34 protein-coding genes and 1 pseudogene are annotated in these 25,627 nt (G+C 63.5%); 17 read left to right on the top strand and 18 right to left on the bottom strand.

Going from position 1 to position 25,627, the window contains the following annotated elements; genetic code table 11:
- Window positions 1-178: 178 nt before the first annotated feature.
- Complete coding sequence (locus IEY38_RS10290) at window positions 179-631, top strand: hypothetical protein (protein WP_188978220.1); 453 nt, start codon at window positions 179-181, stop codon at window positions 629-631.
- Here the strand turns inward: IEY38_RS10290 and IEY38_RS10285 are convergent.
- Together IEY38_RS10285 and thpR are read right to left on the bottom strand one after the other, a co-directional pair.
- The gene (locus tag IEY38_RS10285; protein WP_170097642.1) at window positions 628-1,440 is read right to left on the bottom strand and encodes a ZIP family metal transporter; all 813 of its coding nucleotides are present in this window, start codon (window positions 1,438-1,440) and stop codon (window positions 628-630) included. The two genes, IEY38_RS10290 and IEY38_RS10285, sit on opposite strands and share 4 nt — an antisense overlap.
- 257 nt (window positions 1,441-1,697) lie before the next feature.
- The gene (thpR, locus tag IEY38_RS10280; protein ID WP_188977559.1) at window positions 1,698-2,261 is read right to left on the bottom strand and encodes an RNA 2',3'-cyclic phosphodiesterase; all 564 of its coding nucleotides are present in this window, start codon (window positions 2,259-2,261) and stop codon (window positions 1,698-1,700) included.
- Window positions 2,262-2,463: 202 nt separating this feature from the next.
- On the opposite strand from thpR, the gene IEY38_RS10275 reads away from it, so the two are divergent.
- The 5 genes and pseudogenes from IEY38_RS10275 to IEY38_RS10255 all read left to right on the top strand — a co-directional run bounded on the left by IEY38_RS10275 (window position 2,464) and on the right by IEY38_RS10255 (window position 5,989).
- Window positions 2,464-3,192 (top strand): tetratricopeptide repeat protein, encoded by a 729-nt coding sequence (locus tag IEY38_RS10275; RefSeq protein WP_170097644.1) that lies wholly within the window; start codon window positions 2,464-2,466, stop codon window positions 3,190-3,192.
- A complete protein-coding gene (locus IEY38_RS10270) occupies window positions 3,189-3,479 on the top strand; it encodes a DUF424 domain-containing protein (protein ID WP_188977557.1) in 291 nt (96 codons plus the stop codon). Before IEY38_RS10275 ends, IEY38_RS10270 begins: the two co-directional genes overlap by 4 nt.
- A gap of 64 nt (window positions 3,480-3,543) precedes the next feature.
- Window positions 3,544-4,008 (top strand): annotated as a pseudogene (locus IEY38_RS10265) (hypothetical protein).
- Window positions 4,009-4,090: 82 nt separating this feature from the next.
- On the top strand, window positions 4,091-5,338 hold the full coding sequence (locus IEY38_RS10260; protein WP_188977555.1) for an aminotransferase class V-fold PLP-dependent enzyme: 1,248 nt from the start codon (window positions 4,091-4,093) through the stop codon (window positions 5,336-5,338).
- A gap of 111 nt (window positions 5,339-5,449) precedes the next feature.
- Complete coding sequence (locus IEY38_RS10255; RefSeq protein WP_188977553.1) at window positions 5,450-5,989, top strand: cupin domain-containing protein; 540 nt, start codon at window positions 5,450-5,452, stop codon at window positions 5,987-5,989.
- A 22-nt stretch (window positions 5,990-6,011) separates the two neighbouring features.
- Here the strand turns inward: IEY38_RS10255 and IEY38_RS10250 are convergent, their stop codons facing one another.
- A complete protein-coding gene (locus IEY38_RS10250; protein ID WP_188977551.1) occupies window positions 6,012-6,488 on the bottom strand; it encodes a dual specificity protein phosphatase family protein in 477 nt (158 codons plus the stop codon).
- A 162-nt stretch (window positions 6,489-6,650) separates the two neighbouring features.
- Between IEY38_RS10250 and sufU the strand changes: the two genes are divergently transcribed.
- On the top strand, window positions 6,651-7,079 hold the full coding sequence (sufU, locus tag IEY38_RS10245) for a Fe-S cluster assembly sulfur transfer protein SufU (RefSeq protein WP_004964685.1): 429 nt from the start codon (window positions 6,651-6,653) through the stop codon (window positions 7,077-7,079).
- Window positions 7,080-7,135: 56 nt separating this feature from the next.
- On the top strand, window positions 7,136-7,894 hold the full coding sequence (locus IEY38_RS10240) for a class I SAM-dependent methyltransferase (protein ID WP_188977549.1): 759 nt from the start codon (window positions 7,136-7,138) through the stop codon (window positions 7,892-7,894).
- A gap of 19 nt (window positions 7,895-7,913) precedes the next feature.
- On the opposite strand, the gene IEY38_RS10235 is transcribed toward IEY38_RS10240, so the two are convergent.
- The gene (locus tag IEY38_RS10235) at window positions 7,914-9,923 is read right to left on the bottom strand and encodes a heme-binding protein (RefSeq protein ID WP_188977547.1); all 2,010 of its coding nucleotides are present in this window, start codon (window positions 9,921-9,923) and stop codon (window positions 7,914-7,916) included.
- A 123-nt stretch (window positions 9,924-10,046) separates the two neighbouring features.
- Between IEY38_RS10235 and IEY38_RS10230 the strand changes: the two genes are divergently transcribed.
- Entirely contained in the window at window positions 10,047-10,973 is a 927-nt protein-coding gene (locus IEY38_RS10230) for a S49 family peptidase (protein ID WP_188977545.1), read from the top strand.
- A gap of 1 nt (window position 10,974) precedes the next feature.
- The gene (locus IEY38_RS10225) at window positions 10,975-12,045 is read left to right on the top strand and encodes a DUF4350 domain-containing protein (protein WP_188977543.1); all 1,071 of its coding nucleotides are present in this window, start codon (window positions 10,975-10,977) and stop codon (window positions 12,043-12,045) included.
- 78 nt (window positions 12,046-12,123) lie between these two features.
- Here IEY38_RS10225 and IEY38_RS10220 read toward each other — a convergent pair whose 3' ends face one another.
- From IEY38_RS10220 to IEY38_RS10200, 5 genes are all read right to left on the bottom strand, one after another.
- On the bottom strand, window positions 12,124-12,441 hold the full coding sequence (locus IEY38_RS10220; RefSeq protein ID WP_188977541.1) for a DUF5783 family protein: 318 nt from the start codon (window positions 12,439-12,441) through the stop codon (window positions 12,124-12,126).
- A 42-nt stretch (window positions 12,442-12,483) separates the two neighbouring features.
- On the bottom strand, window positions 12,484-12,717 hold the full coding sequence (locus tag IEY38_RS10215; RefSeq protein WP_188852013.1) for a hypothetical protein: 234 nt from the start codon (window positions 12,715-12,717) through the stop codon (window positions 12,484-12,486).
- A 95-nt stretch (window positions 12,718-12,812) separates the two neighbouring features.
- Window positions 12,813-14,276, bottom strand: a complete 1,464-nt coding sequence (locus IEY38_RS10210) for a single-stranded-DNA-specific exonuclease RecJ (protein WP_188977539.1) — start codon at window positions 14,274-14,276, stop codon at window positions 12,813-12,815.
- A 75-nt stretch (window positions 14,277-14,351) separates the two neighbouring features.
- Complete coding sequence (locus tag IEY38_RS10205; RefSeq protein WP_188977537.1) at window positions 14,352-14,900, bottom strand: hypothetical protein; 549 nt, start codon at window positions 14,898-14,900, stop codon at window positions 14,352-14,354.
- 4 nt (window positions 14,901-14,904) lie between these two features.
- Entirely contained in the window at window positions 14,905-15,165 is a 261-nt protein-coding gene (locus IEY38_RS10200; RefSeq protein WP_229775270.1) for a hypothetical protein, read from the bottom strand.
- A gap of 185 nt (window positions 15,166-15,350) precedes the next feature.
- On the opposite strand from IEY38_RS10200, the gene IEY38_RS10195 reads away from it, so the two are divergent.
- Window positions 15,351-16,076, top strand: a complete 726-nt coding sequence (locus tag IEY38_RS10195) for a PspA/IM30 family protein (protein WP_188977535.1) — start codon at window positions 15,351-15,353, stop codon at window positions 16,074-16,076.
- A 30-nt stretch (window positions 16,077-16,106) separates the two neighbouring features.
- On the opposite strand, the gene IEY38_RS10190 is transcribed toward IEY38_RS10195, so the two are convergent.
- The 6 genes from IEY38_RS10190 to IEY38_RS10165 form a co-directional block, all read right to left on the bottom strand.
- Entirely contained in the window at window positions 16,107-16,895 is a 789-nt protein-coding gene (locus tag IEY38_RS10190) for a uroporphyrinogen-III synthase (RefSeq protein ID WP_188977533.1), read from the bottom strand.
- Entirely contained in the window at window positions 16,895-17,656 is a 762-nt protein-coding gene (cobA, locus tag IEY38_RS10185) for a uroporphyrinogen-III C-methyltransferase (protein ID WP_188977531.1), read from the bottom strand. The genes IEY38_RS10190 and cobA overlap by 1 nt, the downstream gene beginning before the upstream one ends.
- Complete coding sequence (gene hemC, locus IEY38_RS10180; RefSeq protein ID WP_188977529.1) at window positions 17,653-18,807, bottom strand: hydroxymethylbilane synthase; 1,155 nt, start codon at window positions 18,805-18,807, stop codon at window positions 17,653-17,655. The genes cobA and hemC overlap by 4 nt, the downstream gene beginning before the upstream one ends.
- 56 nt (window positions 18,808-18,863) lie before the next feature.
- Window positions 18,864-19,136, bottom strand: a complete 273-nt coding sequence (locus IEY38_RS10175) for a hypothetical protein (protein WP_188977527.1) — start codon at window positions 19,134-19,136, stop codon at window positions 18,864-18,866.
- A 64-nt stretch (window positions 19,137-19,200) separates the two neighbouring features.
- Window positions 19,201-19,746: a CDP-2,3-bis-(O-geranylgeranyl)-sn-glycerol synthase gene (locus tag IEY38_RS10170; protein WP_188977525.1), complete on the bottom strand. Its 546-nt coding sequence runs from the start codon at window positions 19,744-19,746 to the stop codon at window positions 19,201-19,203.
- A 148-nt stretch (window positions 19,747-19,894) separates the two neighbouring features.
- Window positions 19,895-20,269 carry a NifU family protein gene (locus IEY38_RS10165; protein WP_058993009.1) on the bottom strand — a complete coding sequence of 125 codons (375 nt, stop codon included), beginning with the start codon at window positions 20,267-20,269 and terminating at the stop codon, window positions 19,895-19,897.
- A 145-nt stretch (window positions 20,270-20,414) separates the two neighbouring features.
- Here IEY38_RS10165 and IEY38_RS10160 point away from each other — a divergent pair, with 145 nt between their 5' ends.
- The gene (locus tag IEY38_RS10160) at window positions 20,415-20,939 is read left to right on the top strand and encodes a helix-turn-helix domain-containing protein (RefSeq protein ID WP_188977523.1); all 525 of its coding nucleotides are present in this window, start codon (window positions 20,415-20,417) and stop codon (window positions 20,937-20,939) included.
- A gap of 16 nt (window positions 20,940-20,955) precedes the next feature.
- On the opposite strand, the gene IEY38_RS10155 is transcribed toward IEY38_RS10160, so the two are convergent.
- The gene (locus tag IEY38_RS10155) at window positions 20,956-21,429 is read right to left on the bottom strand and encodes a DUF6789 family protein (protein WP_188977521.1); all 474 of its coding nucleotides are present in this window, start codon (window positions 21,427-21,429) and stop codon (window positions 20,956-20,958) included.
- A 148-nt stretch (window positions 21,430-21,577) separates the two neighbouring features.
- Here IEY38_RS10155 and IEY38_RS10150 point away from each other — a divergent pair, with 148 nt between their 5' ends.
- Window positions 21,578-22,150, top strand: coding sequence for a peroxidase-related enzyme (locus tag IEY38_RS10150; RefSeq protein WP_188852028.1), 573 nt, complete (start codon window positions 21,578-21,580; stop codon window positions 22,148-22,150).
- A gap of 26 nt (window positions 22,151-22,176) precedes the next feature.
- Here IEY38_RS10150 and IEY38_RS10145 read toward each other — a convergent pair whose 3' ends face one another.
- Entirely contained in the window at window positions 22,177-22,344 is a 168-nt protein-coding gene (locus tag IEY38_RS10145) for an FmdB family zinc ribbon protein (protein ID WP_188977518.1), read from the bottom strand.
- Window positions 22,345-22,487: 143 nt separating this feature from the next.
- On the opposite strand from IEY38_RS10145, the gene IEY38_RS10140 reads away from it, so the two are divergent.
- From IEY38_RS10140 to ribB, 4 genes are all read left to right on the top strand, one after another.
- Window positions 22,488-22,625 (top strand): hypothetical protein, encoded by a 138-nt coding sequence (locus tag IEY38_RS10140; RefSeq protein WP_004518317.1) that lies wholly within the window; start codon window positions 22,488-22,490, stop codon window positions 22,623-22,625.
- A 79-nt stretch (window positions 22,626-22,704) separates the two neighbouring features.
- Window positions 22,705-23,685, top strand: a complete 981-nt coding sequence (gene twy1, locus IEY38_RS10135; protein WP_188977516.1) for a 4-demethylwyosine synthase TYW1 — start codon at window positions 22,705-22,707, stop codon at window positions 23,683-23,685.
- A 197-nt stretch (window positions 23,686-23,882) separates the two neighbouring features.
- On the top strand, window positions 23,883-24,581 hold the full coding sequence (locus IEY38_RS10130) for a DUF120 domain-containing protein (protein WP_170097669.1): 699 nt from the start codon (window positions 23,883-23,885) through the stop codon (window positions 24,579-24,581).
- Window positions 24,568-25,242 carry a 3,4-dihydroxy-2-butanone-4-phosphate synthase gene (gene ribB, locus IEY38_RS10125; RefSeq protein WP_188977514.1) on the top strand — a complete coding sequence of 225 codons (675 nt, stop codon included), beginning with the start codon at window positions 24,568-24,570 and terminating at the stop codon, window positions 25,240-25,242. Before IEY38_RS10130 ends, ribB begins: the two co-directional genes overlap by 14 nt.
- A gap of 131 nt (window positions 25,243-25,373) precedes the next feature.
- Here the strand turns inward: ribB and IEY38_RS10120 are convergent, their stop codons facing one another.
- A complete protein-coding gene (locus tag IEY38_RS10120) occupies window positions 25,374-25,604 on the bottom strand; it encodes a hypothetical protein (RefSeq protein ID WP_188852031.1) in 231 nt (76 codons plus the stop codon).
- Window positions 25,605-25,627: the final 23 nt, after the last annotated feature.

The following is a 25,627-nucleotide window of genomic DNA, read 5'->3' as shown; positions in this document are numbered from 1 at the left end:
GCTTGTTCCGGGCCGTGGTTTAAATTCCTTCCTTTTCGAGCCGGTCACGGCCCGTTATCAGCGGCTATAACTGCGGACGTAGAACTAAGTAGTCTGTGGCCCTGATTATCAATGGATGAAGCGCCGGAGATTCCTCCAGACAATGGGTGTCGGTGCAACAGCTGTCGGCTCCGGTTGCATGGGTGGGGGCGGTGAGGTCGTCGTCAGCGTGCAACAGGACGTCAGAGTCAACCCACACGAAGCGTGGATCAAGGAGGAAATTCCGGATGTATCCGACCCCGGCGGTGAACTACGGTATATCGTCAAAGCGGACATCCCGTTCAGCGCGTACTTTTTCACTGATCGCGAGCGGTTCGAGCAGTACGACACGTTCATCAAGGGTCGGAAGCCCGACGAGACACCGCCGGGGAACCCCGAGTTCAGCCAGACAGCGGTCCAGCCGGAGGGGTCAGATATTTACAAAGCGTCGACGGACGACGGCGGCGCGCGAGAGTCACTTAACGAACCCGGGCCGTACTTCTTCGCCGTCGACCACTCGAACTACCGGATGGAGACCCGTGTTGATGACTACGGCGACCCGCTGAAGGCCTTTGTCGACCTCACCGTCATCCGGAACAAGCTCCCGTTCTAAACGAACGCCAGCGGCACCATCGCCAACACGCCGACAGCGACCCCTGCGAGTAGTTCACGTTTGCCTCCACCCGGCAAGCCGTCCCCGTACTCCAAGGCCTCGGGAACGAACTCCGTGAGTACGAGATACACCATCGCCCCGGCGGCAAAGCCAAAGCCGAACGGGAGAAACGCCTTCGCCAGCGTGACGAAGTAATACGCGATAACGGCCCCGACCGGCTGGGGTAGCGAGGAGAACACCGCCCACCAGACCATCTTCCACTCGCTGACACCCAGCGAGCGAAGCGGGATGGCGATAGCAGTCCCCTCAGGGACGTTGTGGATGGAGATGGCGATGGTCATGAACACCGCCAGCAGCGGGACGGAGACACCAAGGATACCGACAGCGGATTCGGGCGTGGCCGACTCCAACCCGAGTTCAGCGAAGGAGACGCCGACGGCGACGCCCTCCGGGAAGCTATGGACAGTCAGAATGCCCAGAATCAGCAGCAGCTTGGTGAAATCCGCCTGTTCGAACTGCTTGGGCGACTGGTCGAAATCGTCTAACAGTTCGTGTGCTACAGCGACGAGCGCGACCCCAGCCAGAATACCGGGAACCATGAGCACTGGCGATCCGTAGGCCAGCCCCTCCCGGACGAGTCCGAACAACGAGGCGGCGACCATGATCCCCGAGGCGAGCCCCCACAGCAGGACGTTCCATCGGTCGGAGAACTCGTCGACCAGAAAGAACGGTATCGCACCGAGGCCGGTGGCGAGTGCCGTGAGCAACCCCGCGACGAACACGAAAGCAACGTTCTCAACGGCGACCATATCGGTCCTACGCTGCTCGGACCGATAAAAATTGTCACTAACCTGATTTGTTTTGGTCGGCCTAAACGGACTGCCAGTACGCCGCACGGAGTTATACAGGTGCCTAATTCATGCCCTCAGTGCGAATCCCAGCCAAAACTACGACACTCCCGACACCACCAAACAGTTTCTAACAAAATTCTATCACTAAATGGCCGTCAGCATCGTTCGCATAGAACTCGCACCGACAGCAACCGCCTGGCTGTAACGGTACACACTCACAGCGACACCGAGTCGACGGTCCGGTATGTCGGTCCGTCGGGACCCAGTTCGCTCTCTTTCAGCCTGATTTCCGCGACCCGTAGGCGCCCCACGCCAGGATCGTCGTTCTCGACGACGTGCTGTACAGTCTCCTTGCCGCCGGCGTGGTCCATTCTGGCGATGGTCGCGTGCGGCGTGAACCCGTGGTCCTCCGGGTCGAACCCCATCGCGACGGTCCGGTCTTCGATGGCTTCGTGCAGCACGGTCAGTTCCGCATCACCCTGGCCGTCCTGGACGCCAATCCAGACGACGCTGACGTAGGACAGCGACGGAAAGACGCCGAGCCCGCCGAACTCAGCTTCGAACGGATCGACGCCGCTGTCTTCGACCGCGGTTTCGAGGGCGCTAACTATGTCGGCAACCCGGTCAGGGTCAGTGTCGCCGAGGAACTTCAGCGTGACATGAGCTTGCTCGGGGTCAGTGAGTCGAAGGCCCGACACCCCGTCGAACCGGTTCTGGACGGCTGCCACGGCGTCGGCCAGCCCGTCAAGGTCAACGCTGACGAACAGGCGCTTTGTCATAGCTGAGGGTTGCGGGCCGGTTCGCAAGAAAGCACCGGGCACCGCAGCCAGAACTCCTCAGGACGACCGCAAGCGACACCGTGGAGACGAGGGCCGTCCGGTATAACGGGCTCCGAGCGGCCGGAAATCCGGGCGCAGGACACCTAAATCCTGGCGAGCCGTGGACGTAGCCCTTAACCGGATTGGCCGTCAATCAGGTAGTATGACAGACAACGACGACGATCACGCCTTTTCGGAAGGGCAGGGGTTCGACGACCCCTACGAGGGGTTCGACCTCGAACCGCCAGAGTTCGAAGTCGATCCGGACAAGGTCGACCCCGTCGACTCGCGTGTCGTCACCGACCTGCTTGACCAGCGGAACATCTCCGCTGACTCTGTGGAACCGGAGAAGCTACTCGATGTCGGCCTAGAGTATATGCACATCAACCGCCACGAACAGGCCGCCGAAACCTTCGAGCGCGTTGCCCAGCACACAGAGGAGGAGCGTCTGCTCCAAGAGGCATGGACAAACAAGGGTGCGGCCCACGCGGAACTCGAGGAGTGGGACGCCGCCATCGGCGCGTACAAGGAAGCCCTCAATTTCGACGAGGAGTCCGACCACGCCGCTACGGCCGAGACGAACCTCGCATACGCGCTGTGGAAATCCGGCCGCTCCGAACAGGCGCTCGAACACGCCGAGCGCGCCGTCGAAATCGACCCTCGCTTCGGCGAGGGCTGGTACAACCGCGGCTTCTTCCTACTCGAACGCGGGCTAGCTGACGAAGCTATCGACGCGTTCGACAACGCGGTCCGCCTCGGTTTCCGCAACGCCGATGTGCTCGAAGAGAAGGCCCGCGCTCTCGAGGAGGTCGGCGAGTTCGACCGCGCCGAGGAGTTGGCCGAGGAAGTCGACGAGATGCGCGAGGAGGCCGAGCAGCAACTGCTTGAATGATACTCAACGAACGCGACACCGACGAGGGGTTGCTCGTCTCCGTCTGTGACCACGACATCATGGGCGAAACGTTCGAGAACGGACCCGTCTCGCTCACCGTCAACGAGGAGTTCTACGGCGGCGAGGCGGCTACCGAAGACGAAATCGTCGACAGTCTTTCCCGGTGTTCGGTCGCCAACATCGTCGGCGACGACGCCGTCAGCGTCGCCGTCGAGCACGGCTTCGTCGACGAGGAGAACGTCCTCGATCTGGGCGAGACGCGCCACGCGCAACTGCTCTGGATGTAACTGCGGTCGCCATCGCACGCCCGACCTCGACAGTCTTTGCACACGCCCGTCGAGAGTGACACATATGTATTCTCGAGACCACGCTATCGTCTCCGCTGCCGTCGGGGCCGCCGGCGTCGCCGTTCTGCCGATCCCGCTTCCCTGGTGGGCCGCCGTCGGCTACGCAGTCGTCGTCGGTATCGTCATCGATTTCGACCACTTCGCAGTGGCTCGACTGGAAACCGGCGACTGGACCGCGCTCCGCCGCTGCCTCCGCAATCCGAAGATCGCGGTGCTCGACCAAGACGAAATCTTCGGCCCGCAAGACCTCTGGCCGCTCCAGCGGCTCCTCAGTCACCATCTCATCGGCGGTGTAGTCGTGTTCGGCCTCTAGCTCGTCTCCGAGCCGCTGGCCCTGTTTACCGCTGTCGTGCTGTATGCCCACGTTCTCGCCGATCTCGTCTGGGACAACTACCTACTGGAGACCTATCGGGAGCAGCACGCGATGGTCGCCAGATCCGTATCCGAGTCCGACTCTGACTCCGGATAGGGCAAGAAACGGCCGCTACCGGACGGGAGGAGTTCTAGGTGAACCGAAGGAATGTTGCCTGTTGAGCCCCTGAATAGAACCAATGGGACACGCTGAATCTGAACTACTGGACGTGGAGCGTATCCGTGAGGATTTCCCCATCCTCCAGCGCGAGTTCGGCGGCGAGCAAGTGGTGTATCTCGACAACGCGGCCACCACGCAGACGCCCGAACCGGTCGTCGAGACTATCGCGGATTACTACCGGACGACCAACGCAAACGTCCACCGCGGCCTCCACCAGCTCAGTCAGGAGGCCAGCGTCGCCTACGAGGACGCTCACGACCGCGTCGCCGAGTTTATCGGCGCATCGGGCGAACGTGAGGAGATCATCTTCACCAAGAACACCACCGAAAGCGAGAACCTCGTCGCTTACGCCTGGGGCCTGAATGAACTCGGGCCCGAAGACGAAGTGGTGCTCACGGAGATGGAACACCACGCCTCGCTGGTCACCTGGCAGCAGATCGCCAAGAAGACCGGTGCGACCTGTCGCTACATCAGCGTCGATGAGGACGGCACGCTCGATATGGATCACGCCCGGGAAATCATCACCGACGACACCGCGATGGTCAGCGTCGTCCACGTCTCGAACACGCTGGGGACGGTCAACCCCGTCTCGGAACTGGCGGATATCGCCCACGACCACGATTCGTATATCTTCGTCGACGGCGCACAGTCGGTCCCGAACCGCCCGGTCGACGTGGAGGCCATCGACGCCGACTTCCTAGCCTTCTCAGGACACAAGATGGCCGGTCCGACCGGTATTGGCGTCCTCTACGGCAAGAAACACATCCTCGAAGAGATGGAGCCGTACCTCTACGGCGGCGAGATGATCAAGAAAGTCACCTTCGAGGACGCCACCTGGAACGACCTTCCGTGGAAATTCGAGGCCGGCACACCGGTCATCTGCCAGGGCATCGCGCTCGCGGAGGCCTGTGACTACCTCGACGACATCGGGATGGAACGGATCCAGCGCCACGAAGAACAGCTCGCCCAGTATGCGCTGGAACAGCTCCAAGAAGAGGGTGACGTGGAAACGTACGGTCCGTCGGCGGGAACGGAGCGCGGTGGCCTCGTCTCGTTCAACCTCGACTCGGTGCACGCTCACGACCTCTCCTCAATCCTCAACGACTCTGCCGTCGCTATCCGCGCTGGCGACCACTGTACGCAACCGCTCCACGACAAGATGGGCGTCCCCGCCTCTGCGCGAGCCTCGTTCTACATCTACAACACGCGCGAGGAAGTTGACAAGCTCGTGTCGGCTATTGACGACGCCCGACAGTTGTTCGCGTAATCGCACGCTCAGTCCCTATATGGGATGCAACAGATGGTATTTTCAGTTGTGATATAGTGCCGATGTACACGGCAGCTATATGACACTCCGACGATAACTTTTGTCGGGACGATGACTGATACCGATGAAGCGGAGCAGCCGCTGACGCCGGCGTCGCTCGCTTACACGCACCTCCCCGATCAGACGATGTACAAGGTGTCGCTCGACGATGCCAGCCACTTCGAACAGGGTGGGGACGACATCCGGACGTATCCGGTGTGTTTCACGAACGAATTCAAGCTGCTGTACTTCGAGATGGACCCTGGCGCGGTCATCGACTGGCACACGCACGCGCCCAGTTTCGACGAGGTGTGTTTGTGCCTCGATGGCGCTGCCAGATACACGCTGAAACGCGAGGACGGAGACGAGCAGGTCCTCAGGGCAGAGCAGCGCGAGTTCGTCTATCTACCCGGTGGGGCGCGGCACAAGATCGAAACAATAGGTGAGACCACGCATCAAGGACTAGTCGCGATGCCGCCGGACTCGGTTGGACGACTCGAATTGCTCGAAGGGGATGGACCGGCTCAGACAGCTGACTGGCCGGTTGCGCTGTGGGTCGACCGGATCCGGGACGAAGTCGTCAGGAAAGACGAGAACGCTGTCACGGAGTAGCCCCGGGAAGCGTGGATGAGTGTCACCGGTCTGCAGCGAGATAGATGACGGCTAGCTCATAGAGTGCGGGGTTCGGAGTCGCAATCGGCCGAGCCGCCTGTACGCTGGCCAGCGCATCGGAAAGCGGCCGCTTTTCCTCGGCAGCGAGTGCCGTCGCAATCAGCGTCGCGCTCCGGGAGACGCCGGCTTTGCAGTGAATCAGCGCTAGGCCGTCCGCTCTGACGAAGCGCCGGGCGGTATCGACGGCCGCCTCGAACGCCGCCCATTCGTTGCCCGAGCCATCAATAAGCGGATGGTGGGCGGTCGTGAGCGGGTAGGCCTCGCTCGTCGCCGAAAGCACGTGTTCGAAGGACCGATTGTGTGCCTCGGGCCGTGCCGCGTGTTTGTTGCCGAGATACAGCGCCCGGTTGCCGATCTGGCGAATCACCGGTTCGTCGCTGACAAACCCCACGAGCCGAACGGCATGGTCAGTTGGAGACGGAGCGTTGTTCTCTCCCACAGAGTGACAGACCGGACGGCGGCAGTAAATATTACCTACTGGCGGAGGAGAGCCTGCCGGACCGCTCAGGCTGTCAGTGGCGCTTCCGCCCACGAAACAGCAGACGTGCGAACCGATACCTCGGAACGTTTTTCCGACTGACAGCCGTATCATAGTTCAATTATGGGTATCGGTGGCTCGGATATGTACCGGCAGCAGATCCTCGATCACTACAAGAACCCCCGGAACTACGGGGAGATCGAGGACCCGACGTTTACCCACATCGGCGAGAACCCGATGTGCGGCGACGAGATACGGATGGATGTCGTCCTCGACGAGGATGAGGAGACCATCGAGCAGGTCGCCTTCCAGGGCGATGGCTGTGCCATCTCCCAAGCCTCCGCGTCGATGCTCTCACAGGAACTGGCTGGGATGGCAGTCGAGGACCTGAAAGCGATGGATCGCGACGATATCACGGAGATGCTCGGCGTCGACATCTCGCCGATGCGCGTCAAGTGTGCCGTTCTCGCAGAGAAGGTGGCCCAAGACGGAGCGGACATCTTCTTCGGTGAGAAAGATATCGACCGAACTGTAACCGAAGACGACGACTAAACCGGGCAGAAACACCGTCGGTATTCTTTTGACTACATCTCGGGATAGCACAGGCTATGCCAGGCAACGACTGGGACCCCGACGACTACGACGACCGCCACGGGTTCGTCCACGAACACGGTCAGTCGGTCGTCAACCTGCTGGACCCCCACTCCGGCGAGCGGATACTGGATGTCGGCTGTGGCACCGGCCACCTGACTGCAGAAATCGCAGACAGCGGTGCCGAGGTGGTCGGTATCGACGCGTCGGCGGAGATGGTCGGACGGGCCAGAGACGCCTATCCGACCCTCGCGTTCAAGCAGGCGGACGTGCGGTCCTATACCACCGACAAGCCGTTCGATGCGGTGTTTTCGAACGCGGCGCTGCACTGGATTCCCGGAGAGGACCACGACGCGGTGCTATCGACGGTTGCCGATACACTGACTGAGAACGGGCGGTTCGTCGCGGAGTTCGGCGGACACGGTAACGTGGCCGCGATAACCAACGCACTCATCGCCGAACTGGATGCGCGGGGCTACGACGCCAGTCATCCCTGGTACTTCCCGAGTATCGGCGAGTACGCGCCGCGGGTCGAAGGCCACGGGCTCGAACTGCAGTTCTCACGGCTATTCGACCGACCGACGCCGCTCGACGGTGGTGAAGACGGGCTCCAGAACTGGATTGAGATGTTCGGTGATGAGTTCTTCGCTGGTGTCGACGATAGCGAGCAAGCGGCAGTGCTGTCGGCTGTCGAGGACCGGCTCCACCCGACGCTTTTCGACGGTGACACCTGGGTCGCAGACTACAGGCGGCTACGGCTCGTCGCCGTTCGATAGCGAATAGGTGGCCTGCGATTCAGGCCAGGAAGACGTGCCGCGGTCGGTCGGCCAGGACGTCCCGACCCCAGTCGACCGTCTCCGAGAAGTCGTCGGAGCGGAAGAAGGCCATCGCGTCCTCCTGTGAGTCCCACTGGCTCGCGATGAACATGTCGTTCTCGTCGTCGTGATTGAACAGCAGCGAGGTCTCGCGGTGGCCGTCCATCTCTTCGAGCAGGCCACCGACGGTGTCGAACTTCTCGACGAAGTCGTCGTGGTACTCGGGCTTGACCGTGTAGAACATCCCCATCGTCCCGAAGCCGTCGCCCTCGCCGTGGCGGCCGACAACGCCGGGGAGGTCGGTGAGGTAGTCGCTAGCGGTCTGGGCGGCGTCCTCAGTGTCCCACAGCGACGCGACGGCCGCAACATCGCCGTCGGTGTCGCCGTACACCGTGGTCTGGACGTGCGTGTCGTAGCGCTCGAACGCACTCCGAAGGTCTGTGACTTCCTCGTCGAGCGTTTCCGCGTCGGCTTCGGAGTACACCACGAGGGCGTACACGTCCTCGCCGTGCGGTTGCCCGGCGTAGACGCCCGCGGATTCGAGCGTCTCGCGGATGGACTGGGACGACTCGGCGGTCTGGGCGTCGCTGTCGTCCGCAGTCTCGGCGCTCCCGCCATCCTCACCGAGGGAGCCGCCGAGCTGTTCGTCGACACCGTCGATATCTTTCAGGAACCCAGCTGCCGTCTCGGCGGCGTCTTTCGCCGTCCAGATGCTGACGACGTAGGTCTGACCACTGTCGGCACGCACGGCCGTCCGGACGTGGCGGTCGTAGTGGTCGAAGTTGCTTTCGAGGTCGGAGACATCGTCGACAATATCCTCCGCATCGGCCGAAGAGTGGAACACCAGCGCGTAGTCGCCGGCGTCGTACGCGTCGCCCTCGTGCAGCCCCAGCCGACCGAGCCGCTGTGCGGCGTCGTCTATCTCCTCGAAGTCCGCTGAAACGTCAGGCCGACCGCCCGAGCTACTTGCAGAATCCGAATCGCCCTCGTCGGACGAGTCCTCGGAATGCGGATGGTCGCCTTCGCTGGCGCTTCCGGGATGGGTCCCGCCGTGGCTGCCGGTGTCACCGCCGGCGTGTGCCCCAGCCTGTGCGTCGCTCGCTGTAGGCTCCTTGGCCTGACTGTGACTCGCGCCGGTACCGGCCGACGCGTGCTCGTGTTCCGCAACGTCCGCCGGCGTCTCCGGAACCGACTCGCCATCGGTCGGTACGCGCTGGCCAGCCAGCACGGCCGGCAACTCGGCTGGGTCGAACTTCCGGCCGACGTAGAAGGGGCCGAACTCGGCGAACTGCGAGGTCGAGGGGTCGAAACGCATCTCGGTCAGCAGTTCCTTGATGTGGCGCATGTCGTCGCTCCAGAGCGTGATGCCCCACTCCCAGTCGTCGAAGCCAATGGAGCCGGCGATCATCTGGCTCACCTCGCCGCCGTACCCGCGACCGATGTCGCCATGCCGTTTGATGTGGGCCGCCCGCTCCTCGAAGGACGTGTCGTACCAGTTCTGGTCGGGCTGGCGGCGCTTGCTCATCGGGTAGAAGCAAACGAACTCCTCGTCCGGCACATCAGGGTGGAGCCGGGCCTGAATGTACTGGGCCAGCCCGGAGTCGTCGTCGACCTCGCCCTCAAAGTACTCGCGGGACTTCTCGGTGTAGCCCGACGCCTCCGTTACGGAGACGTAGGAGAACTCTTGCTCGGTGAAGGCGGCGAACTCCGTCTGCTCGAAATGGCGTTCGGCCGCGTCGAGGTCGCCCATCGTCGGCCGCAGGTGGAGGATCATGATGTCGGCTTTGTGGCCCATAACGGTGTACACCGCCGTCTGCCCCTCCTCGGCGTCTTCGACGGCTTCGTAGGCGTCGAGGAAGCCGATCCCCTCCGAGAGCGCACGATCGCGGACTCGCTGGGGAGCGTCGCGCCAAGCGTCCCAGTCGATACTCCGACAGTCGTGCAGCGCGTACCAGCCCTCTTCCGTGGCTGGCGGCTTGCGTTGGTCCATAGGTATCGATTGCAGGTCGACAGTAAGGAAACTTCTCATGTCGTTCCGGGACGGGGACTTCTGGGCCAGCAGTTCAGGGTATGCTTTTATTAGTCCAACGTGACAGCGAATCTATGTTGTCGCATGAACAACCCAATCGATAGACGGGTCGCAGTTGCCCTCCAGTCGTACACGGTACTTGCGGTTATTGCCATTCTCATCGGTGCCGCCGTCGTACCGTATGCGGCGTCGGTTGCCGAAGATGACGAACAGTACGTCGCTGTAGTGAACATCGACGAAACGATTTCCAGTTCTACCTCACAGGACACGGTACAGGAGCTCCGCGAACTCCGTAGCAACGAGTCAGTCGAAGCGGTCGTCCTCCGGATATCGAGCCCCGGTGGGAGCGCCGCCTCCAGTGAGTCGATGTATCTGGCCGTCAAGCGGCTCTCGGCGGAGAAGCCGGTGTACACGAGCGTCGACCAGTACGCCGCCTCCGGCGCGTACTACACCGCGGTCCCGAGCGACCGCATCTACGTGACGCCGGCCAGCCTCGTTGGCCACGTCGGCGTCATCGGCACCGCGCCGAGCGACGGCCTGAGTGCATCCGCAACCACTGGCCCCGACAAGGCCCATCGTGGGATGACGCGTGACCAGTACTACGCGAGCCTCGAATCGATGAAGCGAGCCTTCGTCGGTGCGGTCATGACTGAACGCGGTGACAGGCTCAACGTCTCCCGCGAGACTGTCGCTGAAGCGTCGGCCTATCAGGGCGGTCGCGCAGTCCAGACCGGCTATGCGGATGAAGTCGGCGGACTCGAAGCTGCGATAGCCGGCGCGGCTGAAGAGGCCGGTCTCTCGGAGTATCAGGTCGTGTACACTAACCCCGCGGACCCACAGGGGATATTCCTCCTCAGTGGCGGAAGTGGAGCCAGTGGGAACGCGACCGTCGCTGCCGAAGGCGCACCGTACACGTACCAGGGCGTCGATACAGTCCACTTCCTCATGATATACGGCACGCCGGAGAACCAACAGGTTATCTACAACAGCACCGCACAGGGAGGTGCCTGAAATGTCAGCCGATAGCTCACGTTCGAGTCCAGTCATTCGAGCAGGGTTTTTCGTCGGGATACTCGTCCTGTCGGTGATTGTCGGCACCGTCGCGATCGGTGGCGGTGCACAATCGGCTCCCGATATAAATCAGGTGGACGCCCCGTCGTTCAACAGCAACGAGGGCGTCGCGACTCCAGCGGACGAGAGCGGTGACCTCTCGATGTCGGCCGACGCGTCCGGGAAGGTCGTCGTTATCGACGTCGCTCACGCTGGCGATATCGACCGCGAAGCGCTCACGCCGCTCGTCTCGACCCTGACTGAGAACGGAGCGACGGTGCGCTACCACGTCGGTGAGCGGCAGAGTGGGAGCCCGCTCAACGAGTCACTGCGTTCGGCTGACGCCTTTGTCGTCCTTGGCGCGGAACAGCGCTACACCGAGAGTGAAATGAACGGTTTGACCGCGTTCAGCGACGCGGGCGGTCGCGTGCTCTTGCTAAACGAGCCGTCACAGGCGAGTCCCGCCGGACTGGGGCTTTTCGGCCCGATTCGGTCGGATAGCGTGACCATGCCGATGGCCCCACTGGCGAGCCAGTACGGCCTCTCGTACGGGAACGGCTACCTGTACAACATGCACGAGTACGACACCAACTACCAGAACGTCTACGCCACGCCAACAGGAGATACGGAACTCACAGAGGGCGTCGACCGAACAGTCTTCTACGCCGCGATCCCCGTCCAAGGCGGCGACACCGCCCTCACGACGACGGAACAGACCACGCTCTCGAAGACCCGGCGACAGGACACGTACGGCGTCGTTTCCCGCTCGGGGAACGTCGTCACTGTCGGTGACACGAACGTTTTCACGCAGGAGTTCCTCTACCGGGCCGACAACGAGCAACTGGTCGGGAACCTGCTTGACTTCCTCGTCACGGGCGAGAAATCACCCGAAGACGCACCACAGACTGCGGAATCCGGCCAGTCCGGACCTGGTGGGTCGCTCCCCGGTACCGGAGTGGGCAGTGGCGGCGCATTGCCGTCGGAACCGGATTCGACTCCCGAACCGAATGAGACGATGATGCCCGACGAATAGGGCATCACCACGCGTTTTTGTCGAGGATACTGTCAGAACAAGAATAACGCAGCAATTGCCGAACTGCGGTGAGTGCAGTCAGTCGTCGAGATCGAACACGCGGCGCAGTTCACGCTCGATCTCGTCGATGTATTCGGAGAGTACGGCGTCGAGTTTCTCGTCGTCGACGATGATCGCCGAGAGCCGATCGGTCGGGTTCTCCGGCAGTTCGACGCTGAACTCGCCGTCCTCGTAGAACGGCTCCGACTCGTTGAGGATCTGCTGGTCGATCGCGTGGACCAGCTCAGAGTCGTACGTGTCGTTCATCCGCTCGAAAGCGTTCTTGTATGCCTTCTGGAGCTCCGGAAAGTAGTTCGCGTATTTGTCCTCGAACTTCTCGGGATCGAACTCTGTCATTGCCAGAACGGTACGGGGCTGGGGATAAAGATGACCCGATATTCAGCGTTGGATCGTGCGTGCGTCCTTTTGCGGGAGATACATCGTGAGGTACGCGATGAAGCAGATACCGAAGATGCCACCCAGAACCAGAAAGACGCGGATGTCCAGCCCGGCGATAGCTGCGATAATCTCTTGCAGCGTCGTCCGCGGGTTCGCGAAGCCGAACGTCTCAGTGTAGGCCAGCAGGCCAGCGACGACAACGAGTGCAATATCGAACAGGCCCCGAGAGTCCATCGTGGGGTGTTCGGAGAAGCGGACGTATAGCTTTTATTGCTGATACTGGTGGCAGCGTCGTCAGTCTCACTGCCGCGCGGTTTGCTGCGTCTCGGTTACGATACTTGTTCGCTGATAATCTTGTCTGCCGCCTCGATGAACGCCGACTCCTCGCCGGCTGGGATGGTCGCACCCGCCGCGATATCGTGCCCGCCGCCGTCGCCGCCGACAGACTGCGCAGCGTCGTGCATTACGACCGACAGGTCGACGCCCCGGCCGACCAGTGGACCGGTCGCCCGAGAGGACACTTTCGTCTCGTCTTCGTCGGTGCTGGCAAAGGCGATGATTGGTTTGTCCGAATCGACGCCGTCGGTCCCCAGCGCCATCCCGGCGACGATGCCGACGATGGTCTCGCGGATTGCATCGCCGGCGTCGAACCACTGGACGGTCCCGGCCTGTGTGACGCCACGCTCCTTGACGAGCGTGAGTCCCTCCGAGAGGTTTCGCCGGTGGTTCGACAACAGCGTCCGCGCCCGTTCAAGCGGCGCATCGCGCTCGCCGAGACAGACGGCCAGTCCCACGTCCGCCCGCTCGTAGCGGGCCGTGGCGTTCAGCAGCGTCGAGAACTCGCTCGCGTCCCGGAGTTCCGTCCCGCGCGGTTCCGCGGTCAGCGTGTAGGTCGTGCCGATGAGCGTCTCTATCTTGTCCGCCGGGACGCCACGCTCGACGGCGCGCTGGACCAGCCCGCTGGCGACAGTCTGGCGCTCGTCGTCGGAGAGGTCCGCCCACGTACGCCAGTCGCCATTAGCTTTCAGGCTCAGGCCGAGACCTTCGAGGAACCGCGTCGCGCCGGCCTGGTCGTTCGAGATGCCCGGAATCGGCACTTCGGTCGCGTACTCGAGCAGTTTCGGTAACGGTCGGGTCTGTTTGCCGTACAGCGAGAGATCGGTCCCCTCTTCCAGCACGTCGGCGTCAATGCCCTCCTCGACGAGGCCGGCGTTGGCCCCGACAAGTTCGCCACCGACGGCCTGCATGTCCCCGACTGCACCGACGACCGCCAGCGCGGCGAGGTCGCGGTTGTCCGTCCCTTCGGTCGAGAGCGCGCGGGCGAGGACATACGCTGCGCCCGCACCCGAGAGCTCCGACGCGCCATTGATGCCTTCCAGCAGCGGGTTGAGATGCGTCTCGAAGTCGGCGTAGCCGTCGGTGTCGACGACCGCGTCTGGGTGGCAGTCACCCGGGTCCGACGGCTGGTGGTGGTCGGCGATGATTGCCTCGAAATCGCCGGCGGCGACGTGCTCGGAGATAACGTCTAGCTGGCCGGACCCGAAATCCGTGAACAGCACGGTATCGTACTCGCGGGCCGCGATGCTCTCGATTTCGGCGGCGTCGAGTTGCTTCTTGAAGACGGTCTCGACAGGGATGCCGGCCCGCGACAGCGCCGCGGTGGCGATGGCAGCGCTGGTCAGCCCGTCGGCGTCGATGTGGGAGGCCAGCAACACGCGGTCGGCCGCCCGGAGTCGGTCGGCGCAGGCGGCCGCGCGGTCGGCGAGCGCTGGAACGGGGCCGGTCGTAGTCATCGTACCGGGGATAGGTGCGCTCCGGCATAAAAACGTTCAGACGCGCAGGCAGTCGTACCAGAGTGACCTGTCCCGTCAGGCGACCTCCCGCTGGTCACTGAGCGTGACCGTCCGGTCGGCAGTCTCGACGGTCGTTCGAATGGTTATCCAGCCGTCCGCCTGTTCGATAGCGTACGCGTCGCTGAATGACAGGTCGACGCGTCGGGTCGTAGTGTATGACCCCTCCGCTTCAAGACTACCCACGTCCTCGGATCCCTCCCGGACCACATCGCCATCGGTCGAGTTACCCGCGTAAATACGCGTGTAGACGGTGACATCCGCCGCCGTGCTGTTCTGCTGGTTTGCCAGCGTCGAGGTCACGTCTCGGCAGGTGCGGCCACACTCCTTGATGGAGTCGACGGAGAGCGTAAACGGCGGAGTACGTGCTGCGCCGCCGTCAGAATCATCAGTATCAGTGGTTGTGGTGTCGCTCTCGGTTGCTTCGACGGTCTCCGTCGGGAATTCCAAGATGTCCTCGCCGCTACTTTCCGCCTGGAACGGACCGAGGTCGGCGACGAACGCCCCACCGACGCCCCCAATCAGGAGCACGAAGGCGCCACCAACGGCGAGTAGCTTCCGGTCCATCGGCCTACACACCTGCACCCGTCGCCGCTCCGCTCACGGCCGGTCCGGGGCTGGCATCGCTCCCACCGGTGAGGAACTCCTGAACCAATTCGATGCTCGCCGTCATAAAGTCAGAGACCGGATCCGGGAAGCTTCCGGGCGGGCCGACGGCGTTCCGCGCGTCGTCCGGTAAGCTTGCGCCGGTGAGGAGTGCGAGCAATAGCGTACCGACCATGCGCAGTGTGGTCCGTGTCATCAACGCCTGTTGGTTGTTTCCGGTATCCATCAAGTAGTCAGACAGTAAAATCGAATAGCCACGGGTTTCCGACGTTGTGACCCATTAAGCACGTATTAAATCGAGTAATACCCTGTTATTATAATATCTACAGTCATACAAAGTGACATGAATATTGTCACGTCCGAGCCGCAGTCAGAATCGCTTCGAGTTCCTGTCCGACCGGAGCGGTTTCGATGAGTCTGCTCCGACGGTTCGCGTTCGCAATCCGCGCTAAGCTCAACGCTCTTCTCAGTCGGACTTCGGACCCGGCGGTGGAGCTTGACTACTCATACGAGCAGATGCGGGACGAACTGCAGGACGTGACCCGCGGTATCGCCGACGTGACGACCCAGAAGAAACGCTTAGAGATCCACCGAACTCGGTTGCGGTCGAACGTCGAGAAACACGACACGCAGGTCCGGGCCGCCCTGCAGGAAGGACGCGATGACCTCGCGCGCCGGGCGCTGGAAAAGAAGCAAGTGAACGTCAGTCAGATCACGGATCTGACGGGGCAGATAGACGACCTACAGGACACACAGGACCGGCTGGTCGGCAAGCGGGCCGAACTCAGCAGTCAAGTAGAGCAGTTCCGGACGAAAAAAGAAACGATGAAGGCCCGCTATCAGGCCGCCGAGGCATCGGCCCGGGTCTCAGAGGCGTTTACCGGCGCTGGCGATACGATGGCCGACGTGCACCGCTCCATCGAGCGCGCGACGGAGCGTACGGAGCAGATGGAGGCGCGCGCGGCCGCGCTGGAGGAACTCGAATCGAGCGGTCAACTCGAATCCGTACTCGACGAGGGCGACTCTATCGATCAGGAACTCGACCGCCTCTCCAGCGAGCGGGCGGTCGAGAACGAGCTGGCGACGCTACGGGCAGAGATGGACGAGCGCGAGGCCGTCGAAGAAGCCGCAAAATAGCTCGGGCAGGCGTCGAACTATACAGAGCCGTTATTCGTGGTGTGTCGGAGCGGCTGCCTCGACAGCCTCGCAAGCCAGCGCCTCGAAGTCGGCCTGATCGGGGACGATGTCGACCGAGATACCGGCGTCCTCGGCCGTCTCTCGCGTCGGCTCACCGATCGCGCCGACAGTCGCTTCGTTCAGTCCGTCGATGGCAGCATCGCGGACCCCGCGGTCCGCAGCTGCATCGAGGAAGTGTTCGACGGTGAGCGAAGAGGTGAATAGCGCCGCATCGAGGTCGCCGTCGGCTGCCAGCTCCGCAGATTCGCCCGATTCTGGAGGCCGGATGAGCCGGTACAGCACGGTTTCATGGACGTACGCACCGGCGGCTTCCAGTCCGTCAGTCAGCACTGCGGAGCCGTGGTCCGACCGGGCGACTTCGACTCGTGTGCCAGCCACCGCTCCAGACAGCGTTTCGACAAGTCCCGTCGAAGAGTATTCTGCGGGAATGATGTCGACGGCGTAGCCGGCCTCGTGAAGCGCCTCGGCGGTCGACTGGCCGATGGCACACACCGTCGCCTCGCCGGGGTCCCAGCCAGCTTCGGCGGCGAGTTCGACGCCGGTCTTGCTCGTCAGGACGACGTAGTCGGCGTCAGTACGGGGCGTGACTGGCCTATCGTCTCCATCACCGTCGGCATCGTCGGCCGTCGCCGGCTCGACGGCCAGCATCGGGTCCGGAATCGGGTCGGCACCGAGCGATTCCAGCAGTTCGACCGCATCGTCGAGACGCTCGTCGTCGGGGCGGAAGGCAGCCACGCGCAGGCGCGGTTCCTCGCGCATCAGTACCCCTCCAGAAACTCCACCACTCGCTCTCGCTCGCCGGCTACCTCGCCAATGACGGTGATAGCGGGCGGTTCGATACCGGCCTCGTCGCGGACAGAGACGATAGTGTCGAGCGTGCCGGTGGCGACCTGCTGGTCGGGCCAGGTCGCGCGTTCGACGAGCGCGACTGGCGTGTCGGGGTCCATCCCGGCCTCGCGCAGGGCCTCTGTGTACTGGGGCAGCTTACCGACGCCCATCAGGACGACGAGCGTCCCGCCGGTCGCCGCAAGAGCGTCCCAGTCCACAGCGGATTCGTCCTTCGTCGGGTCCTCGTGGCCGGTGACGAAGGAGACGGAGGAGGTGTAATCACGGTGCGTGACCGGAATCCCAGCGGCTTCGGGACCGGCGATAGCGCTCGTAATTCCCGGAACGATCTCGACGGGGATTCCGTTCTCCGCGAGATGGGCCAGTTCCTCGCCGCCGCGGCCGAACACCGTCGGATCGCCGCCTTTCAGCCGGACGACGGTGTTACCCTCCTCGGCCAGTTCCACTAATCGGGCGTTGGTGTACTCCTGTGGCGTCCACTCGCCGCCGGCGCGTTTGCCCACGTCCTCACGTTTCTCCTCGGGGATCATCCCGATGATTTCCGGGCCGGGGAGCTTGTCGTGCAGCACCACGTCGGCCTCCTCAAGCAGGCGTTTTGCCTTGACCGTCAGGAGGTCCGGGTCGCCGGGGCCGGAGCCGACCAGATACACCTTGCCGGGTGCAGCGTCCGTCATTCCTCGTCTTCCTCCCGCGCCGTCGAGGCGTCGTCGTCCGCACCCGTCGAGTCCCGCTTTGCCTCGGCGATAAGGTCGTCAGCGCCCTGTTCGGCGAGTTCCGCCGCGAGGTCCTGTGCCGCGTCGATGTGGTACTCGGCCGGAATGTCGCGGCCAACCGAGACTTCCTCTGTGCCGTCCTGTGAGAGGACGCGCACTCGCGTGTGGACGACGCCGCCCTCCAAGTGGGCGTGGACGCCGATTGGCGCGACACAGCCACCGCCGAGTTCTTCGAGAATCGTCCGTTCGACGGTCGTCTCGACGCGCGTTTGTGGGTCGTCCAGCCGGTCTTTGATATCCAGCGCGAGGTCACCGTCGACGGCAGTCACGGCCAACGCGCCCTGCCCCGGAGCCGGCACGAACCGGTCGGGATCGAGGTCGGACATCCCGACGTAGCGCGTGAGCCCGGCGCGGTGGAGCCCCGCCTTCGCCAGCACGATAGCGTCGTACTCCACGTCCGGGTCCCGCTCCATCGCCCGCCGTTCGAACTCGGTGAGGTCGTCGAACCACTCCTCGACTGTGCGGTCGTAGGGGTGTTCCTCCTCCTCGTCGGTGTCGGACTCCTCGGTATCGTCCGTCTGCTCCTCTTCGGCCTCGTGGCGTTCCTGATGTTCCTGCTGAAGCGACGGGGCCAGCAGTTTTGCAAGACGCGTATCGACGTTGCCCCGGAGCGGTTCCACGGTGAGGTCGTCGCGCTCGGCGAGCAACTGCGCCTTGCGTCGCAGGCTCGACGTACCGACGGTCGCACCCTCCGGCAGTTCGTCAAGCGAGCGGCCGTCGGGCGTCACCAGCACGTCCTCGGCGGCGGCCCGCTCGGGGACCGCCGCGACGACGAGGCGCTCGGGCCGTTCGGTCGGCATGTCCTTCATCGAGTGGACCGCCGCGTCGAGTTCGCCGTCGAGCACCTTCTCGTCGAGGCTGCGCACGAACGCGCCGGTTTTCCCCAGTCGGTGAATGAGTTCGTCCCGTATCTGGTCGCCCGTCGTCTCCACCTCGACGAGTTCGACCGCCAGTCGGCGACTGCTCAGCGAATCCCGAACCGTCGCCGCCTGGCGCAACGCGAGGTCCGAGCCCCGCGTCGCCAGTTGCAGTGTCTCCCCGCGTGTTGTCATACCCGACACTCCTCGGTCAGCGCGTAAAAACGCACTTCTTCGCCGATTCGCTGGAGTTACGTAGTCCTCTCGGCGAGGAAAGTCTCAGTGAGGAACTGTGAAACGAACCCCGCGACGAACGTCGTCATGCCACCCGCGACGACGGCGAAGTCGATCAGCCTGTCGAGCGTGTGGACGGGGCCGACGCTTACCGTGAGGACGACGTATGCGTGCAGGAGCACGTACATGGTCGGCAGAAAGACCGCCGTGCAGAGCACGCCGCTGGCTGTCGCGCGGCGAATGACCGGCGAGGCACGGCTAGCGACAGGGAAGGAGTTGGGCAGGGCCATCGGATGCGGCTTCGTGGGCGATCGAGGTAGTTCTATGGTGCAATCCGCGGGCCGTCACGACGCGTTACCACGGCTCGTTTTTCAGGCCGAGAAGGTAGGCGATGCCATTGGTCACGACGTGTAACACCGGCGTCGCGACGACAACGACGACCAGCACCGGGAAGGTGAACGTCTCGGTGAACCACGACGGCGCGGTCACGAGCGCACAGAGCAACGCTCCGACGACGAAGTCCAGTTGATCCAGCCCGGGGAACGCAGCCCCGCGCTCGCGGCCCGTCCGGCGCTTGAGGAAGGATGCACCGATGTCCCCGAGCATCGCACCGAAGGCGAGTCCGAATCCCGCGCGGACCGAAAACGTCGGGAGGTCGGCTCCCAGTGCAGCGCTCACGCCGGGTGCGGCCTGCGTCAGTCCGAGCGCGAGTAACGTCCCGGCAGCGGTTCCGATGAGCGTCCCGCGCCAGGTCTTGCCGTCACCCAGCACTCGCCGCCCGCCCCACGTTCGGCCACCGTCTATCGGTCTGCCGCCACCGGCGAGTACCGCGGCGTTGTTCGGGATGTACGCCGGCAACATCGCCCACAGCGCCCAGACAACCGTGTCGACCGTCTCCATATCCCCGCCGTCTTTCCCCGTCGTCTTAATGTGTGTGACTCGCCGCTGTACGTCAGTCGGCGACCACGGACACGGACTCTGGAGACTCACACGGGCACGCCTATACGCGTTGCTGGTCAACAGGTCTAAAAAAGATCGAGAACTGGCCTCAGAACGGCGCTTCGGGGCCTTCGTCTTCGTCGCCGCCAACGTCGCCGCCGCGAGACTCACCGGGGAAGGACGGACTCATGCCGCCGCTTCCGCCGGACATCCCTTCCTGCTGTTCCATCCCAGTTCGGGCGGTGACCTCGTTGATCTCCGGGATCTCCTTGGTCATACGCGTCTTGATGGCCTGAATGGTCATCGGCGAGATGCCACAGCCGGAACAGGCGCCGCCGAGGCGGATCGTGACGCTGCCTTCCTCGCGGTCGATCTCCTCGATGGCCGCGCTCCCGCCGTGCATCTGGATCTGGGGGAAGTTGCGGCGCAGGAAGTTCGTGATTCGCTCGCGCAGGTCGTTGGCGTCCTCTGTTTCAGTGCTCATAGTGAATCATATTCCGTCCCGGGAGGGCTTAGACCTTTGGACTAACATCTATATGACGGGCGAGAAACCGCGACCCGCGAGCACCTGCCCGTAGTTACCCTGAACATACCTGAAGCTTCTACCGCCGGGGCGAGTAGCCCGTCCTATGACACCCCCCGCTGACGGACCACAGCTGTTCGAGTGTGAGACCTGCGGCGGCATCGGCATCGGCGACAATCGCCCGGAGTGCTGTAGCGAGCCGATGACGGCGACCGAGATAGAGGAGACGGCGGTCAGCGAGCCGTCACTCGAAACTCTGCTCAAGACGGTCTTCGAGATGTCCGGCACCGAACTGGACGTCTGTCTCTGCGTGATGGAGGGTGGTGAGTTGACCGTTGCAGCACTGGCCGAGCAGATCGGCTACGACCGGAGCGTCGTCGCACGCCATCTCAACCATCTCGCCGACCTCGGTGTCGTCGAGAAGCGCCGGCGAATCAGGCCGGAGGGCGGGCACGTGTACGTGTACACCCCACAGCCGGCCGAAGTAGTGCGTGAGCGGCTCCGCGGGGCGTTCCTGTCGTGGGTTCGGCTGGCGACCGCGCAGTTGGACGACTTGCAGCGTGAAAAGGTCGAGGCGATAGCCGACGCCGAAACCGACGAGCGACAGTGGACCGTGTTTCAGGAGCAGTAATTGTGAGTCAATCGCCTCAGATGCGGTCGGCGGTCACAGCGTAGACGACCGCGAGGACAGCACCGTAGAAAACGTGCCACAGCAGCGACGGCGGCGCGAAGTTCGGGAACGGCAGCGAGGCCGGCGAGCCGACGACACCGAGCCAGACCGGCATCACGAGAGCCGCGAAGACGGCCCAAGTGGCGACGCCCCAGCCGACGCCGAGTCCAAGCAGTTTGCCGGACGTGTCCAGCTGCAGCGCACTCGCCAGCCCTGCAAAGGCCACACCCAGCACTGCACCGTGTGAGAGGTGGACGACAAGACCGGCCCCCGGACTCGGCGGTGGCGCGAACCCGTACAGGGATGGGATTGCGACGGCTAGCGTCGCAGTGTTCATCACGAGAATCAGCACACCCATGACGGCGCTCCCGGCGATGCCGCCGAGGACGCCGGCCTTCCAGTTGCCGGTACCGAGATCGTACGTTTGCGTCGTTTCTGTCGTCGTTGACATGCATCTGACTCGTCGCGTCGTCTGACAAAAGAGCCGGCGTGGCTGTTCGATCCCGTGCCACGTCCCCGGAAGAACTATACACTGGCTCTCGCCGGCCATTGTCAGACAGGCAACCAAGTTTCAAGCCGGGGCCGGACGGACAGGTGGTATGGCAGACTCCGACACAGTGATGACACGGTTCGAAACTCCGGCCATCGATGACCTCCCTGAGGACCTGCAGGAGCGCATCGAAGCGGAGACCGACCGCGCCGGCTTCACGCCGAACATCTTCCCGGCGATGGCGTACCGCCCCTCACATTTCCGGGCGTTCTTCGCGTACCACGATGCGCTGGTCGAGGAGACGGCGCTCGAACGCGAAGAGGTCGAGATGATAATCGTCGCCGTCAGCGGCGTCAACGACTGCCTCTACTGCATCGTCGCCCACGGCGCGCTCCTACGTATCTACGCCGACGCGCCCAAGCTCGCCGAGCAGGTCGCCGCGAACCACCGGACAGCCGATATCAACGAGACGCACAAGGCGATGCTCGACTTCGCGGTGAAACTAACCGAGTCGCCCGCCCGTATCGAGGAATCGGACCTCGAACGGCTGGAGGAACACGGGTATAGCCGCCGCGCTATCTGGGACATCGGCAGCGTCGCCGCCTTCTTCAACCTCTCGAACCGCCTGGCACAGCTCGCCGATATCCGCCCGAACGACGAGTTCTACGACCTAGGCCGATGATGGGGCGGGCGGCTGGCCGCCCGATCTCACGCCGCCTCGGCAGATCGGACCGAGCCAGCGCCACACTCCGGACAGGTCAGGTTCTCGACCGTCGCCGCGCGCTGTGCGAACTCGGTCCCGCAGTCGTCACAGCGGAACCGGTAGTGGTGGTCCTCGGAGCCGAACAGCTCGGAGACCGTGTCAAGCACACCCATACTAGTGCACTCAACGTCGAGCCCCCAAAATCTTCCGGCTGAGACACATTTCCGGCGCGGTTTGATACATATAGCATGCATCACAGCGCGTATCTATACACCTAGTAGTTCTGGTCTTGCCTATCAGGGGCATCCACAGGTGTATGAGCGAAACACTCTATCTGATGCAGAAAGACAGCGAGACGCGGATCGAAGTCGACGCCGACGGGTACGACCGGATCATGGAGAACGGCAACGTCGTCGGCCACCACATGAGCAACCCCATCGTCAAGCTGACGTAAGCGCAACGCAGTCCCGAAGCATCGCTACTGACGCGCAACATCCGGGAGTTTTTGCCGCTGGCTGTTGAACCGGTGTCCAATGAGTGACGCCGACGACGGTCCGAAGCAGGTCTCGGACCCGGCCTACCACAGCGAGAACCACACGGCCGCCCAGACCTGCGGCTGGACGAAAAACGCCCTGCGTGGGGAGGGGAAGTGCTACAAGTACATCTTCTACGGTATCGAGTCCCACCGCTGCATCCAGATGACGCCGGTCGTGAAATGCAACGAACGATGCGTGTTCTGCTGGCGGGACCACGCCGGCCACGCCTACGAACTCGGCGACGTGGAGTGGGACGACCCCGCGGCAGTCGCCGACGCCTCCGTGGAACTCCAGCGCGAACTTCTCTCCGGCTTCGGCGGCAACGACGAAGTTCCGCGCGAGGTGTTCGACCAGGCGATGGAACCGCGCCACGTCGCCATCTCGCTGGACGGCGAACCCACGCTCTACCCGCACCTGCCGGAACTCATTGAGGAGTTCCACGATCGCGACATCACCACGTTCCTCGTCTCCAACGGGACCAACACGGAGATGCTGGAGCGGTGTGACCCGACCCAGATGTACGTCTCCGTCGACGCCGCCGACCGCCAAACGTTCGATTCGACGGTGCAGGCGATGGAAGACGACGCCTGGGACTCGCTCATCGACACGCTGGACGTGCTGGCCGAGAAAGACGACACCCGCACCGTCATCCGGACGACGCTGGTCAAGGGCCACAACATGCACCACCCCGAGTGGTACGCGGCGATGTGTGACCGGGCCGACGCGGACTTCGTCGAGATGAAGGCGTACATGCACGTCGGCCACTCGCGGGGCCGTCTCGACCGCGACTCGATGCCCGACCACAGCGAGGTCCGCGAGTTCACGCGGGAGATGGGCGAGTACCTCCCCGACCACGACGTGCTGAAGGAGGTCGAAGACTCCCGTGTGACGATGCTCGCCGAGGACGAGAACACGTGGGTCCCGAAACTGGAGAAGTCGAGCGAGTTCTGGGAACAGGACCCGCTGGTGGAGTACTGACTGCATCACAAGGCGAGGCAGCGCCATCACAACAGTGTGACGGGACTGAACGTGTTAGGCAGCGGGTTGAATTGTATCCAGCAAAGAAGAACAATCGCGCTTTTGCTACCAACCCTGTCCTAGTTTTTCTCCGTTCCAAAAGTGGAATGCATTCCACCTTCGGTATGCTTATCCGGCGGGAATCCCTACTGCAGTGCATGGCTGAATCAACGGGACAGGGCGTCGGTCGGGACGAGCTGGCGACGCTGAAACTGCTCGCCCTCGACGGTGCGCTCGACGAATCGACGAAAGTATCCTGTGCCGATCTCGCCGAACGGCTGGACGCCTCGAACCAGACCGCCTCGCGGCGGCTCCAGCGGCTCGAAGACGCCGGGTTTCTGGCCCGGGACATCGTCAGCGACGGGCAGGAGGTGGAGCTGACTGGCGACGGTGAGCGCCGCCTCCAGTCCGAGTACGCCGACTACCGGCGCATCTTCGAATCCGATGCCAGCGTCGATCTGACCGGGGTCGTTACCTCGGGGATGGGCGAGGGTCGCCACTACATCACGCTACCGGGCTACATGGAGCAGTTCATCGAACGGCTGGGGTACGAGCCGTTCGCGGGCACGCTCAACCTCGAACTCACCGCCGAGAGCGTTCGCAAACGAGCGCGGATGAGCGCCATCGAGCCGGTTACCATCGAGGGCTGGGAGGACGACGAGCGGACGTACGGCCCCGCGTACTGCTACCCCGCCTCGATAGAGGGGAGCGACGGCGAGTACGAGCCGGCCCACGTTATCGCGCCCGAACGGACCCACCACGGCGAGGAGCAACTCGAAGTGATCGCACCCGAGAAGCTCCGTGGCGTGCTAGAACTGGCCGACGGTGACGAGGTGATCGTGCATGTCTCGGAGTGAGGAAACCGCCGTCGACGCCGACAGCGTGGCCGACGCCGTCGCCGCCTTCGCCCGTGGCGAGCCGGTGCTGATCCACGACGCCGCCGACCGCGAAGGTGAGACTGACCTCGTCTACCCGGCCGGAGCCGTCACCCCCGAAGCCGTCGCCCGGATGCGCAACGACGCCGGGGGCCTCGTCTGCGTCGCGCTCTCGGACCGCGTTGCCGAGGCGCTGGAACTGCCTTTCATGCAGGAGGTCCTCGACCACCCGACGGCGGCCGACCACGACCTCGCCTACGACGAGCGCTCCTCGTTCTCGCTGACGGTGAACCACCGCGATACCTTTACCGGCATCACCGACGACGACCGCTCGCTGACGATTCAGGAACTGGCCACTGTCGCGGCGGACCCGGACCCGGACGTGTTCAGCGATGCCTTCCGGTCACCGGGTCACGTCCACCTCCTCCGCGCGGCTCCGGACGGGCTTTCCGACCGCGAAGGTCACACCGAACTCGCGCTCGCGCTCGCGGCCGCGGCCGACCAGCCCGAGGCCGCCGTCGTCTGTGAGATGTTGGACGACGAGACGGGTGCAGCGTTGCCCCCGGCAGCAGCACGGGCCTACGCCGACCGCGAGGGGCTCGTGTACGTCGAAGGCGCTAGTCTGCTAGAGCGGTTCGACTGAGACAGGCGGCTGTAGCCGAGGCAGCGTTGTCGCCACTCCGTAGTACTAGGATTGTTGCGGGACCGACGTCCGACAGCGCGAGAAGCGAGCAGCTACTGTTTGTCCCCACGGAACCGAATCGGAGTTTCGAGTCAGAAGGGTGTATCCGCGGCCGCGGCAAGTTGTCTGAGACCGCTGACGACGAGGTACAGCACCGCTCCAGTGAACAACGCGATACCTACGGCCCGAGAGAGCGCAGGGACCGGTGACTCGACGACACCAGAGAGATTGCGCGTGATGACCTCGGTCTGAATCAGGAGCAGGCTCAGCGGCAGCAACAGGACAGCGACGCTACGGTGGAGCGACCGCTTCAGCGAGGACATGTAGGTGCGAACGGCCAGATTTG

Origin of the sequence: Haloarcula sebkhae (assembly GCF_014647415.1) — an archaeon.
Classification (GTDB): Archaea; Halobacteriota; Halobacteria; order Halobacteriales; family Haloarculaceae; genus Haloarcula; species Haloarcula sebkhae.
Note: the sequence above shows the minus strand (reverse complement) of the source record. Positions and strands in the feature narration are given on the sequence as shown.